The 17015-nt window shown below is 42.7% G+C and carries 18 protein-coding genes and 1 pseudogene; 10 read left to right on the top strand and 9 right to left on the bottom strand.

Features of this window, described 5'->3' with window-relative positions; all coding sequences use genetic code 11:
• Nucleotides 1–83: 83 nt before the first annotated feature.
• Nucleotides 84–983, top strand: coding sequence for a LysR family transcriptional regulator (locus ACSSTM_RS10040; RefSeq protein WP_034664183.1), 900 nt, complete (start codon nt 84–86; stop codon nt 981–983).
• 45 nt (nt 984–1028) lie between these two features.
• Here ACSSTM_RS10040 and ACSSTM_RS10035 read toward each other — a convergent pair whose 3' ends face one another.
• Nucleotides 1029–1814: a carbon-nitrogen family hydrolase gene (locus ACSSTM_RS10035; RefSeq protein ID WP_034664181.1), complete on the bottom strand. Its 786-nt coding sequence runs from the start codon at nt 1812–1814 to the stop codon at nt 1029–1031.
• A gap of 234 nt (nt 1815–2048) precedes the next feature.
• Here ACSSTM_RS10035 and ACSSTM_RS10030 point away from each other — a divergent pair, with 234 nt between their 5' ends.
• Nucleotides 2049–3005 (top strand): acetylxylan esterase, encoded by a 957-nt coding sequence (locus tag ACSSTM_RS10030; protein ID WP_034664179.1) that lies wholly within the window; start codon nt 2049–2051, stop codon nt 3003–3005.
• Between the two features lie 33 nt (nt 3006–3038).
• On the opposite strand, the gene ACSSTM_RS10025 is transcribed toward ACSSTM_RS10030, so the two are convergent.
• Nucleotides 3039–3353, bottom strand: coding sequence for a hypothetical protein (locus ACSSTM_RS10025; RefSeq protein WP_012008865.1), 315 nt, complete (start codon nt 3351–3353; stop codon nt 3039–3041).
• A 90-nt stretch (nt 3354–3443) separates the two neighbouring features.
• Between ACSSTM_RS10025 and ACSSTM_RS10020 the strand changes: the two genes are divergently transcribed.
• The 5 genes from ACSSTM_RS10020 (at nt 3444) to ACSSTM_RS10000 (ending at nt 9633) form a co-directional block, all read left to right on the top strand.
• Nucleotides 3444–4214 (top strand): nucleotidyltransferase domain-containing protein, encoded by a 771-nt coding sequence (locus tag ACSSTM_RS10020; RefSeq protein WP_309416245.1) that lies wholly within the window; start codon nt 3444–3446, stop codon nt 4212–4214.
• A gap of 160 nt (nt 4215–4374) precedes the next feature.
• Nucleotides 4375–5292: a proline dehydrogenase family protein gene (locus tag ACSSTM_RS10015; protein ID WP_034664177.1), complete on the top strand. Its 918-nt coding sequence runs from the start codon at nt 4375–4377 to the stop codon at nt 5290–5292.
• Nucleotides 5293–5315: 23 nt separating this feature from the next.
• Complete coding sequence (pruA, locus tag ACSSTM_RS10010; protein ID WP_034664174.1) at nt 5316–6863, top strand: L-glutamate gamma-semialdehyde dehydrogenase; 1548 nt, start codon at nt 5316–5318, stop codon at nt 6861–6863.
• A 125-nt stretch (nt 6864–6988) separates the two neighbouring features.
• Complete coding sequence (locus ACSSTM_RS10005; RefSeq protein ID WP_034664173.1) at nt 6989–8221, top strand: PucR family transcriptional regulator; 1233 nt, start codon at nt 6989–6991, stop codon at nt 8219–8221.
• Nucleotides 8222–8334: 113 nt separating this feature from the next.
• Nucleotides 8335–9633: an arsenic transporter gene (locus ACSSTM_RS10000; protein WP_095285947.1), complete on the top strand. Its 1299-nt coding sequence runs from the start codon at nt 8335–8337 to the stop codon at nt 9631–9633.
• A 46-nt stretch (nt 9634–9679) separates the two neighbouring features.
• Here the strand turns inward: ACSSTM_RS10000 and ACSSTM_RS09995 are convergent, their stop codons facing one another.
• Nucleotides 9680–10357 carry an amino acid ABC transporter permease gene (locus tag ACSSTM_RS09995; protein ID WP_034664171.1) on the bottom strand — a complete coding sequence of 226 codons (678 nt, stop codon included), beginning with the start codon at nt 10355–10357 and terminating at the stop codon, nt 9680–9682.
• A gap of 12 nt (nt 10358–10369) precedes the next feature.
• On the bottom strand, nt 10370–11242 hold the full coding sequence (locus ACSSTM_RS09990) for a transporter substrate-binding domain-containing protein (RefSeq protein ID WP_034664168.1): 873 nt from the start codon (nt 11240–11242) through the stop codon (nt 10370–10372).
• Nucleotides 11243–11423: 181 nt separating this feature from the next.
• On the opposite strand from ACSSTM_RS09990, the gene ACSSTM_RS09985 reads away from it, so the two are divergent.
• The gene (locus ACSSTM_RS09985) at nt 11424–11753 is read left to right on the top strand and encodes a YckD family protein (RefSeq protein ID WP_106038535.1); all 330 of its coding nucleotides are present in this window, start codon (nt 11424–11426) and stop codon (nt 11751–11753) included.
• Nucleotides 11754–11802: 49 nt separating this feature from the next.
• On the opposite strand, the gene ACSSTM_RS09980 is transcribed toward ACSSTM_RS09985, so the two are convergent.
• Nucleotides 11803–12567 (bottom strand): MBL fold metallo-hydrolase, encoded by a 765-nt coding sequence (locus ACSSTM_RS09980; protein ID WP_106038504.1) that lies wholly within the window; start codon nt 12565–12567, stop codon nt 11803–11805.
• Between the two features lie 115 nt (nt 12568–12682).
• On the opposite strand from ACSSTM_RS09980, the gene ACSSTM_RS09975 reads away from it, so the two are divergent.
• Nucleotides 12683–13099, top strand: a complete 417-nt coding sequence (locus tag ACSSTM_RS09975) for an Lrp/AsnC family transcriptional regulator (protein ID WP_034664465.1) — start codon at nt 12683–12685, stop codon at nt 13097–13099.
• A gap of 28 nt (nt 13100–13127) precedes the next feature.
• Nucleotides 13128–13934 (top strand): aminoglycoside N(3)-acetyltransferase, encoded by an 807-nt coding sequence (locus ACSSTM_RS09970; protein ID WP_095285948.1) that lies wholly within the window; start codon nt 13128–13130, stop codon nt 13932–13934.
• A gap of 1 nt (nt 13935) precedes the next feature.
• Here the strand turns inward: ACSSTM_RS09970 and ACSSTM_RS09965 are convergent, their stop codons facing one another.
• From ACSSTM_RS09965 to ACSSTM_RS09950, 4 genes and pseudogenes are all read right to left on the bottom strand, one after another.
• Nucleotides 13936–14322 carry a competence protein ComJ gene (locus ACSSTM_RS09965; RefSeq protein WP_106038505.1) on the bottom strand — a complete coding sequence of 129 codons (387 nt, stop codon included), beginning with the start codon at nt 14320–14322 and terminating at the stop codon, nt 13936–13938.
• 120 nt (nt 14323–14442) lie between these two features.
• Nucleotides 14443–15954: pseudogene (locus ACSSTM_RS09960) on the bottom strand (methyl-accepting chemotaxis protein).
• A gap of 29 nt (nt 15955–15983) precedes the next feature.
• Nucleotides 15984–16139 carry a hypothetical protein gene (locus tag ACSSTM_RS09955; RefSeq protein ID WP_420735112.1) on the bottom strand — a complete coding sequence of 52 codons (156 nt, stop codon included), beginning with the start codon at nt 16137–16139 and terminating at the stop codon, nt 15984–15986.
• Nucleotides 16140–16265: 126 nt separating this feature from the next.
• The gene (locus ACSSTM_RS09950) at nt 16266–16694 is read right to left on the bottom strand and encodes a NucA/NucB deoxyribonuclease domain-containing protein (RefSeq protein ID WP_034664156.1); all 429 of its coding nucleotides are present in this window, start codon (nt 16692–16694) and stop codon (nt 16266–16268) included.
• Between the last annotated feature and the right edge of the window lie 321 nt (nt 16695–17015).

The raw sequence follows: 17015 nt of genomic DNA, 5'->3' as shown, positions 1-17015 counted from the left end.
AATTCATTTTGTTATTTGTCTAAGACATAAAAGATATGACATGAATAGTTAAAACCTATGAGGTGATGAAAGTGGATATACGAATGATGGAATATGTCATGGAAGTGTACCGGCAGAAAAGTTTTACAAAAGCAGCGGATCAACTTCACATTGCACAGCCTTCTTTAAGCCAACAAATGAAGAAGCTGGAAGAGGAATTAGACACACCCCTCTTTATTCGAAAGTATGGACAAGTCACGCCCACACCTCAAGGGAGTCGATTCATTAAAAGGGCTGAGAACATTTTGAAGGAAAGAGATGATTTGCTGCGTGAAATGGGAGAAGCAGCTTATGAGGTGGGGAAAGAGCTGAACATTGGAGCGCCAGCAGTCACAGGGGGCTATGTCTTGCCCGGTTTATTAAAAACCTTTTGTCAAACGTATCCTCATGTTCACGTTCAACTAATAGAAGAATCACCTCGTGAGCTAGAAAAACTTCTATTGGCTGGAAAGCTGGATTTGGCTATTTTATCTATGCCTGTCGAGCATGAATCATTGAAAACGAAACACATGCTGACAGAGCCGCTTCTTCTCGCAGTTCCGCAAACTGCCCAGCCCTGGTCAACAGATGAATTGAACGAAATCATCAATCAAGCAGATCAGAAAGGGTCTGTTCCGTTTCGCCTTCTGGAAGACGCCGCATTTATTATGCTGAAAGAGGGATATGGCTTTCGGCAAGTGGTCATGGAACTATGTCTTCATCATGGTTTTCAGCCGAAGATTACCTTTGAAACAAGTCATATTCAAACAGCGCAGGCATTGGTCAAAAATGGACTAGGTGTGACAGTTGTGCCGAAAATGGTGGCACAAGAGGAAAGGAACGAAGTCACTTATTTGAAAATTGATTCATGCCCAACCCGCACTCTTGTGTTTGCATATGTGGAAGAAAGGTATTTAACGAAAGCCGCTCAAGCCCTAATGGACCTTTACCAGAATCAAGCTTAAACAAACGTTTAATTAAATGCAAAAAGCAGGGGAGCACCCTGCTTTCTAATAGATATCCAGACGCTGATCCGTCATCACAGGAATTTGCTGTCTCACTTCATCCACTAGCTGAAGATCAATTTCCGCATAATAAATGTCTTCCTCATGGCTTGTTTCAAGCAGAATACGGCCAAGTGGATCAATCACCATGGAGTGGCCAGGGAATTCAGTGTCTCTGCTTGTGCCTGTTCTGTTAACAGCAATCATAAATGACTGGTTCTCAATCGCTCTTGCGATGAGCAGGCTGCGCCAATGATCCACTCTTGCTGACGGCCATTGCGCCGTATTGATGAGCACTTTCGCTCCTTTGTTTACAAGTGTTCTGGAAAGCTGCGGAAAGCGAAGGTCGTAGCAGATCATCGCACCGATCTTCACATCCTCATCATAGTCAAATAAACCAAGCTGATCACCAGCGGTTAAATAGTTGTGCTCATCCATTAAGCGGAATAAGTGAATTTTATCATAATCCACTAAGAGCTCACCTTGGCGGTTAAAGACATACATCGTGTTGGTGATGTTGTCATCTTCTGTGCGCTTGTTCAATACACTTCCTGCGATGAGAACCACTTGGTGTTTGCGGGCAAAGGAAGAGAAGAGCTGTTTTGTGCGTTCACCGTTTACATCTGCAAGCTCCTCGGCTTGTTCAAGATCGTAACCGGTATTCCACATTTCGGGTAAAATGATCAGATCAGGCTGCTGACGGATGGCTTCTTCTAAAAACGCTTCTGCTTTTTGAAAGTTCACATCAGGTTCCCCAATTTGAACGTCCATTTGGACAAGAGCGATTTTCATACAGGTTCCTCCTTTATTCGATGGTGTAAATGTGAAAATCCATGAATGTCTATCGATTTGTTTTGCCTGAGAACATCTAGTTTTCAAGCCAGTTTCTTTATCATAAAGGTTTCAATCTTTTTTGCCAATAGAAATGTCAGAAGGTTTTGTCTTTTGTAGTGAAAATGACTTTCTAAGTCAAGAAAACAGTGATATGATACTCATAACTAATAAAACAAAGGGGGATAGTATGGTATGCAATTGTTCGATTTACCACTAGAAGAGCTAAAAGTATATAAACCGAAGAAAACAGCACGACCTGATTTCTCAGACTTTTGGAAGGCGTCGCTCGAAGAACTGCGCCAAGTGGAGGCAGAGCCAGCACTTGAACCTTATGACTATCCAGTGAAAGGCGTCAAGGTGTACCGCCTGACGTATCAAAGCTTTGGTCATTCTCGAATTGAAGGCTGGTATGCGGTACCAGATCAAACAGGTCCGCATCCAGCGCTCGTTCGTTTTCATGGCTATAATGCCAGCTATGACGGCGGCATTCACGACATCGTCAACTGGGCACTGCATGGCTATGCGACATTTGGTATGCTCGTCCGCGGTCAAGGCGGCAGTGAAGATAAGACAGTGACACCAGGCGGGCAGGCTTTGGGATGGATGACAAAAGGCATTTTATCGAAAGAGACCTACTATTATCGAGGTGTTTATTTAGATGCGGTTCGTGCACTCGATGTTATTCAGTCCTTTCCGGAAGTGGATGAACACCGTATCGGCGTGGTGGGTGGAAGCCAGGGAGGTGCACTGGCGGTTGCAGCTGCGGCACTTTCAGACATTCCAAAGGTCGTCGTGGCAGATTATCCTTACTTATCAAATTTCGAGCGTGCAGTGGATGTGGCATTGGAGCAGCCTTATTTAGAAATCAATTCATACTTTCGAAGAAACAGTGATCCAGAAGCGGAAGAAAAGGTATTTGAGACATTGAGCTACTTTGATTTGATCAATTTAGCCGAATGGGTGAAACAGCCCACATTGATGGCCATCGGTCTGATCGACCAAATCACCCCGCCATCTACTGTGTTTGCGGTATACAACCATTTAGAAACAGATAAAGATTTAAAGGTGTATCGCTACTTTGGACACGAGTACATCCCGGCTTTTCAAACAGAGAAGCTTGCCTTCTTACAAAAGCATTTAAGGATCTAAAAGAACAGAGGCCGCTCTAGGAGGGCCTCTTTTTTAATAGCTCGTATTCTGTCTCGTTTTTTCATCAGGCACTAACGCAGTGATAATCAGGGCAAGGGCAGTGATGATATGAAGAATGAATCCGAGAATCGGAATCCAAGCAAGGCAGGATGTGACAATTCCGATGATGCTTCCAATCATTGGTCCCTGGTCTCGCTTCGATAAGACGAGTGTGATAATATGCAGAATAAGCATGACCATGAGCGGTGAATAGCCATTGCTGATAACGAATAGACCTCCGATCACAGGGATGGCAAGGCAGGCTTCAAAAATCCCGGTGATCCATTTCATAATGCGAGATATAGACATCAGATCCAACTCCTTTTTTATATGTCTTATTCGTATTTTCCCAAAACGTGAAGAAGTCATGCAGAATTCTATAGAAAGAGTTGATGGATGTTGAGAGAGAGAATCAAGGAAGAGCTGAAAATCATCGAAGAAACGTATGACGTAAAGATTTGCCTCGCCGTTGAATCAGGCAGCAGGGCATGGGGATTTCCCTCGACTGATAGTGATTATGATGTTCGTTTTTTATATGTTCCCCGGAAAGAATGGTATTGGGCGATGGAAGAGCATCGTGATGTCATTGAACGGCCGATTGATGACGTGCTTGATATCAGCGGCTGGGAGCTTAGAAAGGCACTTCGCTTATTCAATAAATCAAATCCATCCATCATGGAATGGCTATCTTCTGACATCATCTATGCTGAATCTTTCTCTTTAGCAAAGCAGCTAAGAGAATTAAAGGATCGAGCGTTTTATCCTGCAGCATTGATGTATCATTACCTCAATATGGCGAAGCGGAATGAAAGCCGGCATTTACGAGGGGAGCAGGTGCGAATCAAGAAGTATTTCTATGTGCTTCGTCCGCTATTTGCCTGTCAGTGGATTGAACGCTACCGGACGGTTCCGCCGATGGACTTTCATGAACTGCTCGAGGAGCTAGTGGAGGAAGGCCCGCTTTTAACAGAAATTCACGAGCTGCTCAAACGTAAAATGGACGGAGAGGAAATGGATGTAGAGAACCGTCTCGTCTATGTCCATCCATTCATCGACAAAGAGCTGGCGCGTTTTGATGAATTGGTGAAAAGCTACAATCAGCCGAAAGACAATCTCACGCAAGAATTAAATGAGCTGCTGCAGTCTACCCTTGATGAGGTGTGGGCGTAGGAGGGAAGAGCCAGCCGGATAGCGGCAGGCTCTTTTTTATCTCTTATTGTGATAAAACCACAAAAAAAGTCAGAATTTTTGTCATCTTCAAATATTGTAGCGGACAGCTTATGAGCCTTACAATAAAGACATAGCTTACAAAGAGTGGGAGGTGCCCTTTATGGAGTCGGTCACAAGAAATTTCTTCTTGTTTTTGTCAAAGAGCAGTCTCTTGAACCATATTGCTCGTAATTGGGGAAGTGCTGTTGCATCTAAGAAAATCATCGGTGGGAAAGATTTTGAGAGCGCTATCTCTGTCATTAAACGATTAAATGATCAAGGAATGGCTGTAACAGTCGATCACCTTGGTGAGTTTGTCACAAAGGCAGAGATTGCAAATGAGCGGACGAATGAGTGTATTCAAACCATTCAGCGGATTGCTGAGGCGGGACTCAATTCCCACGTGTCACTCAAAATGACATCACTTGGCCTGGATATTGACGATGACCTTGTGTATCGCAATATGAAAAGCATTTTAGATACGGCAGAGAAACACCGTATCATGGTGACAATCGATATGGAGGATGAACAGCGCTGTCAAAAAACGCTGGACATTTTTAAAGAGATGAAATCTCAATATGAGTATGTCAGTACGGTCCTGCAGGCGTATTTGTACAGAACAGAAAAGGATCTTGATGACCTAAATGAGCTTCAGCCATTTTTAAGACTTGTAAAGGGTGCCTATAAGGAATCCGCCGAAGTGGCGTATCCAAACAAAAAAGACGTCGATCAGAATTATCAAAAGCTGATCGAAAAGCAATTACTCACAGGGAACTATACAGCCATTGCGACACATGACGATCAAATGATCGAGTTTACGAAAAATATTGTGAAAAAACACAATATACCGACAAGTCAGTTCGAATTTCAAATGCTGTATGGCATGAGGTCAGAAACGCAGCAGGCACTTGTGAAGGAAGGCTATCAAATGAGGGTCTATACCCCGTATGGACGAGAGTGGTATGGCTACTACATGAGACGTCTTGCAGAACGGCCGGCAAACATTGCCTTTGCTTTAAAAGGGATGACGAGAAAATAATTTGAAACGGGAGCGTGACAAAGATGACAACACCTTACAAACATGAACCATTCACGGATTTTAGCCAGGAAGAAAACCGCAAAGCGTTTGAACAAGCATTAGCAAAGGTAACAGAATCACTTGGTCAAACCTATCCACTCGTGATTAATGGAGAAAGAATCGAAACGAAAGACCAGATTATCTCGATCAATCCAGCGAAAAAGGATGAAGTCGTTGGAACCGTATCAAAGGCCGGAAAAGAAGAGGCAGAACAAGCGGTTCAGGCTGCGGCGAAAGCATTTGAAACTTGGCGCTATACGTCTCCAGAAGAAAGAGCCAGCGTCATCTTCCGTGCTGCGGCAAGCATTCGCCGTAAAAAGCATGAGTATTCAGCCCTTCTTGTCAAAGAAGCAGGTAAGCCTTGGAATGAAGCGGACGCAGATACAGCAGAAGCGATCGACTTCCTTGAATATTATGCTCGTCAAATGCTGGAGCTGGCGAAAGGCAAACCAGTGAACAGCCGCGAAGGAGAACACAATCAATACGTATACACACCAACTGGCGTGACACTCGTCATTCCGCCGTGGAACTTCTTGTTTGCCATTATGGCAGGAACTACAGTAGCACCAATCGTCACTGGGAATACAGTTGTCTTAAAACCAGCGAGTGCAACTCCTGTGATTGCGGCACGTTTTGTGGAAGAGCTTGAGCAAGCAGGTCTTCCAAAGGGTGTGGTGAACTTTGTACCAGGAAGCGGAGCAGAGGTCGGAGATTACTTAGTAGATCATCCGAAAACAAGCCTGATTACATTCACTGGCTCAAGAGAAGTAGGGACACGTATCTTTGAACGCGCGGCAAAAGTACAGCCAGGTCAGCAGCATTTAAAGCGCGTCATTGCTGAAATGGGCGGTAAAGATACAGTGGTTGTAGATGAGGATGCAGACGTCGAATTAGCGGCTAATGCCATTTTCACATCAGCCTTCGGTTTTTCAGGTCAGAAATGTTCGGCTGGATCTCGGGCTGTCGTCCACGAGAAGCTGTATGACCAAGTGGTCCAGCGAGTGAAGGAAATCACAGAAACAAAAACAACAGCGAATCCTCTTTCTGCGGATGTCTACATGGGACCTGTCATTGATCAAGCGTCCTTTGACAAGATCACGGATTATATCGAGGTGGGCAAGGAGGAAGGCCGCTTAGTGACTGGTGGAACGAGTGATGATTCGGAAGGATACTTCATTCACCCAACTATTTTTGCAGATCTTGAGCCAACATCTCGCTTGATGCAAGAAGAAATCTTCGGACCAGTCTTGGCCTTCTCGAAAGTGTCTAGCTTTGATGAGGCACTTGAAGTAGCCAACAACACGGAATATGGTTTGACAGGTGCTGTCATTACCAATAATCGTGATCACATCAACCGTGCGAAGCAGGAGTTCCATGTAGGGAATCTCTACTTTAACCGTAACTGCACAGGAGCCATCGTGGGATACCACCCATTTGGCGGATTCAAAATGTCAGGAACCGATTCAAAAGCAGGCGGTCCAGATTACCTAGCTCTACACATGCAGGCGAAAACGATTAGTGAAATGTTTTAAGATGGAAAAGCATGAACCTGTGCACACGGGTTCATGCTTTTTTTGCTTGTCTACGACTTGTTTCTATACAAATCTGACTGGAAAGAAGTATGATAAATGTATCACTTAATCAGGGAGCAATCAGGATGGAAGAGATATTAGAAAAGCTTCATACATTTTTTGATGTCGATAAGTTAATTGCATTTATTAGCGGGTATTTAAAAAAACCAGTCATTTTAGAAAGCACAGAGTGCCAGCTCCTTGCTTATAATTCTTACAGCATTCAGCAGTTTGACCCAGTCAACCAGCAAACGATTTTCTCAAAGGAATGTCCGGGGTCTGTAGTCGATTGGTTAAAGAAAACAGGGGTAATCGAGCGGCTTCACACGGATTCAAAGCCTTTTTATGTGAGCGGTCATGACGAGCTCGGATTTAATCGGCGGGTGGCTGTGAGCGCCAAGCATAAACAAGAAGTTGTGGGCTTTATTTGGGTGCAGGACATTGAGGATTCCCTCTCTCAGGAGGAGCTGCAATTTTTGCACGAAGCTTCCTTTCAAGTGGGAAAAGTGATTTATAAGAATAAGAAACAGCTGGAGAAAAAGGAAGGCAAGATTGAAGAATTTTTCAAAAAGGTCATGGATGATCATTTTTATACAGAAGAAGAACTGAAGTGGGAGGCTGAGAATTTAAGCATCCCGCTGCCGGCAGTATTTACTGTCATGGTCGTACATGCTGCCGATAACAAAAGTGAGACGGCAGAAGACGTGAAGGATGTCATTCGAACGTATTTGCAGCTAGAAGATAAGGTGAATCACGTATACTCCGTTCAAGCCGACATTGTCGTGATATTGGGCAGCTTGTCAGACCGGCACTCACCGAAAGCGACTGCGGCTGACGTCATCGCTCATCTGCAATCGAAAACGCATGCCCATCCTTCGCCGCTGTATATCGGGATGGGAAGAGAGTATCGAGATGTCATGAAAATGAGTACAAGTCGATTTGAAGCGATAGAGGTCGTGAAGGCTGTGAAAATTGTTGGGGGGCAAGAGCTGATTCCATATGATTACGAGAATCTGGGGGTTTTCCGGTTCTTAGACTCGATTTACAGCCATCAAAAAAAGAAAAATGATTTCAATCCAGATTTGTTACGTTTGAAGGAAAAAGACCGTGACAGCCAAACTTCTTTTTTAAAAACGCTTGAAGTCTACTTATTGAATAACTGCAAGCTAAAGCCTGCTGCAGAGCAGTTGTTTATTCATCAAAATACATTAAACTATCGAATGAAACAAATCTTTGATATGACCTCAATTGATTTAAGTCACTTCAGTCAGCGATGTGAGTTATTTATTGAATTGATGCTGATGAAAAAGGATCAATAGTCATCGAATCCGCAGGTGCCCGGGATCACCTGCGGGTTTTCATGTGAAAATGGCATACAACTGCTGCGTTTCGTTGTATGATAGGTAAGGATTTTATGAAAGGGGGGCCACCTTTGGGAGCAGTCACCTTGGCCATTTTGATTTTTATCCTGACCCTCGTCCTTGTCATTTGGCAGCCAGGACGTTTAACCATTGGATGGTCAGCATGTGGAGGCGCCATTCTTGCCCTTGTCTTTGGTGTCGTTCATCTGGGCGATGTGTGGGAAGTGACGCATATAGTATGGAACGCGACATTTGCGTTTATTGGCATCATTATTATTTCGTTAATTTTAGATGAAATTGGGTTTTTCGAATGGGCTGCACTGCATATGGCAAAAGCCGCAAGAGGGAACGGTGTCCGCATGTTTATTTATTTAACATTGCTCGGCGCTGTCGTGGCTGCTTTTTTTGCGAACGATGGAGCGGCACTGATTCTGACCCCGATCGTCTTGTCTGTGGTGAGAGCGTTAAAGCTGGATGAGCAGATGATCCTGCCTTTTGTGATGGCGAGCGGCTTTATTGCAGATACAACCTCCTTGCCATTTGTCATTAGTAACTTGGTCAATATCGTATCAGCCGACTATTTTCATATTGGATTTCTAGAATATACAGCAAACATGTTCGTGCCAAACCTTGTATCGCTTGGAGCGAGCATGCTAGTGCTTTATGTGTTTTACCGGAAGCTCATCCCAAAAACATACGATCTGTCACAAGCGAAAGAGCCGGCATCAGCTATTCGAGATATCCGCATGTTCCGGTTGTCTTGGTATGTGCTCGGCTGTCTGCTTGTCGGTTATTTTGCAGGGGAACTCATTGGGGTTCCGGTCTCCATCATTGTGGGCGGTATTGCCCTTGTCTTCTTGTGGCTGGCGAGAAGAAGTCCGCAAGTGGCGACAAAACGCGTCATAAAAGAAGCACCGTGGTCCATAGTCTTTTTCTCAATTGGCATGTATGTCGTCGTATATGGACTGAAGAATGTCGGTCTCACAGAAATATTGGCGGCATGGATCGAACAAGGCGCATCGCATGGCTTGCTTGCGGGAACGATGTTTATGGGCGTGCTTGCCGCAGTGCTGTCCTCTGTCATGAACAATCTGCCCACTGTGTTAATCGATGCGATTGCGATCGGTCATACAGATACAGCAGGCGTCATGAGAGACGGACTGATTTATGCCAATGTCATCGGCTCCAACCTTGGTCCGAAAATGACGCCAATCGGCTCATTGGCGACATTGCTGTGGCTTCATGTTCTCAAGAAAAAGGGCGTCCATATTTCTTGGGGTGCATACATGAAAGCCGGAATCATCCTGACCATCCCAACCTTGATCCTTACTTTACTAGGGTTATATGTGTGGTTATGGCTGATACATTAAAGCTAAATACAAAAGAGAGCAGATCCATGAGATCTGCTCTCCTTTATTACAGATATTTCGCATAGCGCTTTTCTAAAAAGTCTTGAAGCAATGAGACTACGCTGCAAATGCCCCAGTAAATGAGTGCGACCAAAATATACATGGTCATATAATCGAATTCGCGTCCGCCTACAATTTTTGCTTGCTGGAAGAGCTCGGGTACAGTAATCATCGCAGCCAGTGAGGAGGCTTTGATTAAATCGAGCATGACATTGGTCAATGGCGGAAGTGCGATGCGGACAGATTGAGGTAAAATGACACCGCGCATCGTTTGCCAATAGCTGAGACCTAGTGACTTGGCAGCTTCCACCTGTCCACTCGGAACAGAGGAGAGAGCCGCCCGGTTGATTTCTGCAATATAGGCAGCGCTATTGAAGCTGAACCCAATAATGGCAGCAGTGACCGCTGTAAATTCAATCCCGATATAAGGGAATCCAAAATAAAGAATAAATAAAATCACCAGAATGGGCACGCCTCGCATGAATGAGATATACAGCCGTGCAGGCAGCCGAAGCATCCACGTGTTCGCCATTCTGGCAAGCGCAATAAAAAAGCCAAGAATTGTACCAAAAAACATGCTCACAAAGGAAATGAGCAGCGTCAGCCAGATGCCTTTCATGACAAATGGAAATGACGCCTTTGCCAGTGCAGGATTAAATATATATTCTAAATGAATATCTCCCACGATTGCGGCTCCTTATTTAGAAATGTCGACATCTTCGACATCAGCATCTATTTTCTTTGAGACGTCTGCATGATGAAAGAATTTTTCGGAAATCTTTTTCATGGTTCCGTCTTTTTTCATGTCTTTTAAGACACGATTTAATTCTTTTTGAAGCTCTGTGTTGTCTTTCTTCATCACAAAACCTTGTTCGTTTGGCATGTATTTTAAGTCAGGGTGAATCGTAATATTTAATTTCGGGAATGCAGCAAGAGCTAGTGTCTGCAAGTAATAATCATTTAGAATGACATCTGTACGACCATTAGCGACATCCTTTAAGTATTGCTCGTTTGTCGCATTATCATAAATGACTTCCTTCGCACCGTACTTGCGAGCGACATCCATGTAAATCGTTGTGGCAGCACCAGCTGCTTTCTTTCCTTTTAAATCTTTTAACGTTTTAATGCCAGACAAATCATCTTTTCGTACGATCGCCGTGCCATAGGAATATTTATAAGGAGTTGAAAAGGCAAACTTATCTTTTCTGTCATCTGTGATGTCAATGTCGTTTGCAGCGGCATCCACTTGACCAGAATTAATGGCGCTCAGCATGCCATCATAGCCCATTTCTTTAAATTCTACTTTCACATCAAGGCGTTTAAACGCTTCTTTGACCACTTCCACTTCATAACCAGTCAATTGATCCTTGCCATTAGATGTATCATGATATGACGTTGGATAAAGGGTGCCTGAAGTAGCAACCACGATTTTCCCTTTCTTTTGAATCTCATCCCACTTTGAATCTCCAGACTGAGAAGAGCTTGATTGACTGCAAGCAGACATGACAAGTATGAAAGCAGACACAACAAGCATCACCCATATCGATTTTCTATGATAAAAACGACTCATTTAAGAATCCTCCTCTATTTTTTATACAAAACAAAACATAGCACGCTTTTTCTGTTAGGACAACGTTTTCAGAAGAAAAGTGAAAAAGTAAGAATATTATGTGCAATTTGCGTGGTGAAATAATGTATAAAAAAGGAAGGTGCGTACAAAATAATTGCGAATAAAGGAGGGAATAACAATGATGAAAAAAGTAAGTGGCTTAATCATATTATCGATGATGCTGTTGCCTGGTTTTTATATGGAAACAGCTCATGGTGAAACACCCCAAATGGAAAAGCGTCCAGTAACGCATCAAGTAAAATTAACGACAGAACAACAAAAACAAATTGAAATGCTTGAGCAGCAAATTCTTTCTAAACGAAAAGAAGTGATTGAGAAATACGTTCAATATGGTGTGTTAACAAAGGAACAAGGTACACATATTACCAAACGAATGGATGAGCATTACAATCATTTGAAAAATAACGGATTCGTTCCATTGCTGAAAAAACCACAGCACCATCGACCATAATGATGAAACCGGCAGCGAGGTGCCGGTTTTTTATTATTTATGAATCTTTTCAGAAGGTGAGGCTTTCACCATCTTTAGGGACAAAAATGGATTGATCTGCATGATGCTCCTGAATGTAAGCTTTTAAAGAAGCTCTTGTTAGCAAGCAATGGTTCACTGCCTCAAGGTGACAAGCGACAATTTGTGCTTTTGGCTGAGAACGGTGAACGTCTAAAATATCTTCCTTCGTCATGGTAATCGGATCGCCTTCTAAAAATTGAGCAGCTCCGCTATTAACCACAATGACATCTGGCTTGCATGTATTGACAACCTCCTTCGGCTCATCACACCAAATGGTATCACCTGCAATGTAAAGGGTAGGTTCATCAGGGTGAGAGAAAACAAAACCGCTGACCTGTCCCATCCGCTTCGCAGTTTCTCCTGTCCCATGCTGTCCACCTGTCCGCTTAATATGAACACCGCAAATGTCTATTTCATCTTCAATGCATGTGACATGCTGGAAACCGGCTTCTTCAACTTCTTTTTTGTCATTCTCCGATTGCGTATAAATGGGCTGGTCTTGAGCTAATTTTTGTTTTGCCTCGTCATCAAAGTGATCCACGTGCAAATGAGTGAGTAAGACAGCATCTGGGTGTAACATGTTGTCTAAGTCAATGTTTACAGGCAGATCAACAATAGGATTGTTCAAATGTTGATTGGCTGTATGAGGAAACGGTGGATATGTTCCTTTTGCTGCTAAAAAGGGATCAATGAAGAAAGTTGCCTGACCATATTGAAGGTATAAAGTAGCATTCCGAATGAGCGTGATTTTCATGAAAAGGCCTCCTTTTTTTCTGATTAAGTTTACAGTATATTAAAAGAGTTCCATATGACAGAGGGTAATGAAAGTCTTTCAGCAGAAGGACTTGATTTTTGAAAGAGGTGAGCCAATGTTAGACCAAACCGATATGGATATATTAAAAGAGCTCTCTAAAAACAGCCGATTGACCATGAAAGCACTAGGTGAAAAAGTTCATTTAACCGGTCAAGCTGTTGCAAATCGTGTGTTAAAGCTTGAAGAAGAGGGTGTGATTGAAGCATATACCATTTCGATTGACTGGCGGACTCAAAAGACCATCCAAACATTTATGCAGCTCTATACCCGCAGTCATCATCACGAACCACTTCTGTCGTTTCTCGACCAACAGGAAGAGATCAAGAACTTGTTTAAAATAAGTGGTGAGGGCTGTTATATGGCTGAAGGCCATTTTTCCAGTCATGATGAACTGGATCTGTTTTTAACGGAGCTGACAAATTACGCAAATTATAAACTGTCTATTGCGGTTAAACGTCTCATTCATCAGTAATAGAAGAGACGCAGGAGGAAAAGGAACGATGAAAAAATTAATCAAAAATCAAGCTGAACCGATGACAAAGGAAAGAATCAAAGCAGACTTGGTTCAACTTGGTGTGAAAAAAGGCATGATTTTATGTGTTCACTCATCTTTATCATCTATCGGCTGGGTAAACGGAGGCGCTGTTGCTCTCATACAAGCATTGATGGAAACCTTATCAGAAGAGGGGACACTGATCATGCCGGCACAAACGTTAGAGCTTTCTGATCCCGCTGATTGGATCAATCCGCCTGTTCCTTTTTCGTGGTGGAAATCGATCAAAGAGACGATGCCTGCATTTGATCCAGCATACACGACGCCAACAGCAATGGGAAAGGTAGCGGAAACGTTTTGGAAATATCCAGGCGTGGCGAGAAGCAATCATCCTCATTTTTCATTCACAGCCTGGGGCAAAAGGAAACATGAGCTTCTGAAACACCACGCACTTTCTTTTGGATTAGGAGAACATTCGCCTCTAGCCCGCATGTATGATCTTCAGGCTCAGGTGCTGCTGATTGGTACGTCATTTGAGAGCCTGACAGCTTTCCATCTTGCTGAATATCGCATCCCTCAGCAAGACCTCATGACAAGAGGAGCTCCCATCTTAGAAAATGGTTGGAGGGTATGGAAAGAGTACCAAGATATTATCACAAGAGAAGAACTATTTGAGCAGATCGGTCGTGATTTTCTGCAATCAGGAGGCACTCATGATCACGGTCAAATCGGACTTGCCAGTTCATATTTATTGCCGGTGAGAGAATCAGTAGACTTTGCGGAAAAGTGGCTTGATTTGTACGATCAGTCGTGATCTACACAGTTTGGAAATTTATATGATAAAGGTCTTGATCAGGCTGCTGTGAGGTATAGCAGGTGAGCTGATAGTCTCCCTTTGGAATAGGGAAAGACAGCACCTGAGCCATGACGCTTGTGATATAAACTTGATCGCTTGCATGCGTAAAAGGCACTGTAACTGTTCTGTCAGCCGAGGCTGGGGGCATATCGCTATTTAAAGTTACAGTAATAGATGCTTTTCCGTTGTTGACCCCTTCAAAGGACACACCCTGATCTCCCATGGCGAATCCTTGAAGAATGTCATCATCTGACCAATCAATCACAGGTGGTGTTTTGCTTCCGGTGTATACGGTGATTTGGTGATAAGAGATAGATAGGGAATAGGCTTGGTTTAACTTATTCATTTAAAAAACTCCTTTATACATAGATTTTCGTTGGAATGTGAATGATTGAAAGAATGATTCTTGAAGAGAATGTTAGGCAGCAAGACGATTGTCGCCGTCTTGCGCTTCTATTTGAGGAATCTAGATGTGAAATTGCGAAACCATTGCTTTTAAATCTCCTGCTAAATGGGCAAGAGCTTCTGATGATGCTGTTACTTCTTCCATTGCGGCAAATTGTTCTTCTGTTAAACCGGCTACTTGCTGTGAATGTTCACTCGTTAGTTTAACGCCTTCTGTGATAGTGGCAAAGGATTGTTTCGCATCGTTTGTATAAGCTGCGATTTTTTGTGATGCACTAGATAAATGCTTGATGCCATCTGCCATTTCTCTCATTGACTGTTGAATATCAATAAATGATTCTTCTGTATGAGAAATAAGTACAGTCCCTTGAGCCGCTTCCTCTTTTACTCGTTTGATGGCATTCGTCGAATGAGTCATCTCTTTTTGGATTTCAGAAATGAGATGGGAAATCATATTTGATGATGCTTGAGATTCTTCAGCGAGCTTTCTCACTTCGTCTGCGACAACCGCAAAACCTTTTCCATGCTCGCCTGCTCGTGCTGCTTCAATTGCTGCGTTAAGAGCAAGCAGGTTTGTCTGATTAGCGATGTCTGTAATAACATTGGAAATATGATCAATTTCAGCTGAACGTGTTTCTAATGCTTTGAATGGCTGTCCCATTTTCCTCTATTGAATTTGCAATAGATTTCATTTGTGAGTTTACTTCCCCAATATTCTGTACACCTTTTAGGGCCATTTCTTGTGCAATTGACTTCTTGAAGCCATTTGTTCCGCATTTTCCGTGATGTTTGCCAGCTCGTTAGATACTTGAATCATCGTGTGCTCACTTGTTGTCATTTGAGCAGATTGTTCTTCTGATGATTGAGCTACTTCTTGAATACTGTGGGTGATTTTTTCTGATGCTGCACTTGTTTCTTCTGCGCTAGCTGAAAGCTGCTCAGATGAGGTGGCCACTAATTCAGATGTGTTCATGACATTAAGAATGGTTTGATTTAATTTTTCCCGCATCTTATTGAAATGACCAGCCAGGTCAGACAGTTCATCGCCTGCCGTATTCGACACATTGATGGTTAAATTTCCTTCGCCGGCACTTTTAATGGCAGAAGCTATGCACTTGAGGCGTGACTGAAACCGCTTTGTGAAAATAGAAATAATGATAACTGCAACAATTAAACTTAACAACAGAACAATGACAAATTTATTATAGAATGACTGAAGCATTTGTGAAATCATGCTTTGATTGGCGCCCGTATAAAAAATACCAATCGTTTTGCCTGCTTCATTTTTGATCGGCATATAAGCCGTTTGATAGTCTTTCCCGGCAACATTTGCTGTGCCGTAATAGTTTTCTCCTTTATCTAATACAGTGGCCTTCACTTCAGGTGAGACTTCTGTACCGACAGCTCGTTTTCCGTTTAACATGACATTCGTCGCGACACGGGTATTCCCTTGGAAAATTGTGATGGTATCATCGGTATATTCAGCTAATTGGTCAACCAATGTATCATGATCATTGATTGGGGTATCCCCTTTATAAAGCTTGCCATCTTTTATCAGCCACGAGCCTGCCACTTTTTCATCTAGGTAGGCATAGCCTAGCTTTAATCACTTTTTGCTTTTTCAGTGGCCATGTGCTTGATGTTTTCTGTCATTTCACGATTCACCACATAACCAACAACTGCTGAAAAGATGATGAGGACACTTAAAAAGATCAGCAAAATTTTGGCACCAAGCCTCAGTTTTCCCTTTTTTTTCATGCTTTTTGACTCCTTTAGGTATAAGGTAGGATAATCCTCCTTAAGGATTATCAGCATGAAAAAAATGTTTGAAATACCTGTATGCAGTTACGAGAAAATTTTTTTAGATAGAAAAGGGAAATGGCGTTAATCGATGATAAATTGTATTCTTGTGCCGTCAGGATCATCCGATAATTGATGACCGACCCATGAGCCTGCTCCCCTATTATCTGAAGGACTGATATATTTGACAGAAGCTCCTGTTCCTCCTTCCTTACACATCGCCATCGGCCATTCGTCCCGATCATACCCGCGCTTTGTTGGGATGCCATGAAGTGATTGGTCTCTCTGTTCATCGCTATGTTTACGGTCAATCGTACATACGGATGAATGGCCTTCATCAATTGCCTCTTCTATGTGCTTCGCGGTTTCTGGGTAACGATCTGATGGGAAGTGAATGGTTTTGTCATAAGATGAATTCGTCGTCTCTTGTTTACTTTGCTCCAGCTGAATATAGCCTGTTGCTACACCAACGACGATTAGTAAAAGCAAGAGAATGATTTTAAGAAGTTTCATAGATGCTAGCTCTCTTTCTTGTTTGCGTATTTTGTAAACAGAAGTATAGCAGAATTACTTACCAATTTCTCCTGGTTTTGAAAAAACGCCTTTTAAAGTTCGAAAAACGGTTTTTATCCGTTTTCTTGCTTTTCATATTTGTAAAAATTCATAAAAATTTTAATTTTGCTGGTCAAAAAAAGATTATGCTTTATCAAAATGGCTTTATCACTGCTTTTTGGGCTAATTTCAAGAATTTAACACACAGAAATTTTAAAAAATAAAATTGACTAGACCGATATGCTTTAATAATATGGAGTCAAATATCAAAAAATGTCGTAA

Origin of the sequence: Bacillus sp. RK1064 (genome assembly GCF_051488405.1) — a bacterium.
Lineage (GTDB): Bacteria > Bacillota > Bacilli > Bacillales > Bacillaceae > Bacillus.
Note: the sequence above shows the minus strand (reverse complement) of the source record. Positions and strands in the feature narration are given on the sequence as shown.

Excerpts from the sequence above, each read along its gene's own strand:
- ACSSTM_RS09990 (WP_034664168.1), bottom strand. The coding sequence starts at position 11,242 with ATGAGTCGTTTTTATCATAGAAAATCGATATGGGTGATGCTTGTTGTG.
- ACSSTM_RS09985 (WP_106038535.1), top strand. The coding sequence starts at position 11,424 with ATGAAAAAAGTAAGTGGCTTAATCATATTATCGATGATGCTGTTGCCT.
- ACSSTM_RS09955 (WP_420735112.1), bottom strand. The coding sequence starts at position 16,139 with ATGAAAAAAAAGGGAAAACTGAGGCTTGGTGCCAAAATTTTGCTGATC.
- ACSSTM_RS10030 (WP_034664179.1), top strand. The coding sequence starts at position 2,049 with ATGCAATTGTTCGATTTACCACTAGAAGAGCTAAAAGTATATAAACCG.
- ACSSTM_RS09965 (WP_106038505.1), bottom strand. The coding sequence starts at position 14,322 with ATGAATAAGTTAAACCAAGCCTATTCCCTATCTATCTCTTATCACCAA.
- ACSSTM_RS09980 (WP_106038504.1), bottom strand. The coding sequence starts at position 12,567 with ATGAAAATCACGCTCATTCGGAATGCTACTTTATACCTTCAATATGGT.
- pruA (WP_034664174.1), top strand. The coding sequence starts at position 5,316 with ATGACAACACCTTACAAACATGAACCATTCACGGATTTTAGCCAGGAA.
- ACSSTM_RS10035 (WP_034664181.1), bottom strand. The coding sequence starts at position 1,814 with ATGAAAATCGCTCTTGTCCAAATGGACGTTCAAATTGGGGAACCTGAT.
- ACSSTM_RS09950 (WP_034664156.1), bottom strand. The coding sequence starts at position 16,694 with ATGAAACTTCTTAAAATCATTCTCTTGCTTTTACTAATCGTCGTTGGT.
- ACSSTM_RS10040 (WP_034664183.1), top strand. The coding sequence starts at position 84 with ATGATGGAATATGTCATGGAAGTGTACCGGCAGAAAAGTTTTACAAAA.
- ACSSTM_RS09970 (WP_095285948.1), top strand. The coding sequence starts at position 13,128 with ATGAAAAAATTAATCAAAAATCAAGCTGAACCGATGACAAAGGAAAGA.
- ACSSTM_RS10015 (WP_034664177.1), top strand. The coding sequence starts at position 4,375 with ATGGAGTCGGTCACAAGAAATTTCTTCTTGTTTTTGTCAAAGAGCAGT.
- ACSSTM_RS09975 (WP_034664465.1), top strand. The coding sequence starts at position 12,683 with ATGTTAGACCAAACCGATATGGATATATTAAAAGAGCTCTCTAAAAAC.
- ACSSTM_RS10005 (WP_034664173.1), top strand. The coding sequence starts at position 6,989 with ATGGAAGAGATATTAGAAAAGCTTCATACATTTTTTGATGTCGATAAG.
- ACSSTM_RS10025 (WP_012008865.1), bottom strand. The coding sequence starts at position 3,353 with ATGTCTATATCTCGCATTATGAAATGGATCACCGGGATTTTTGAAGCC.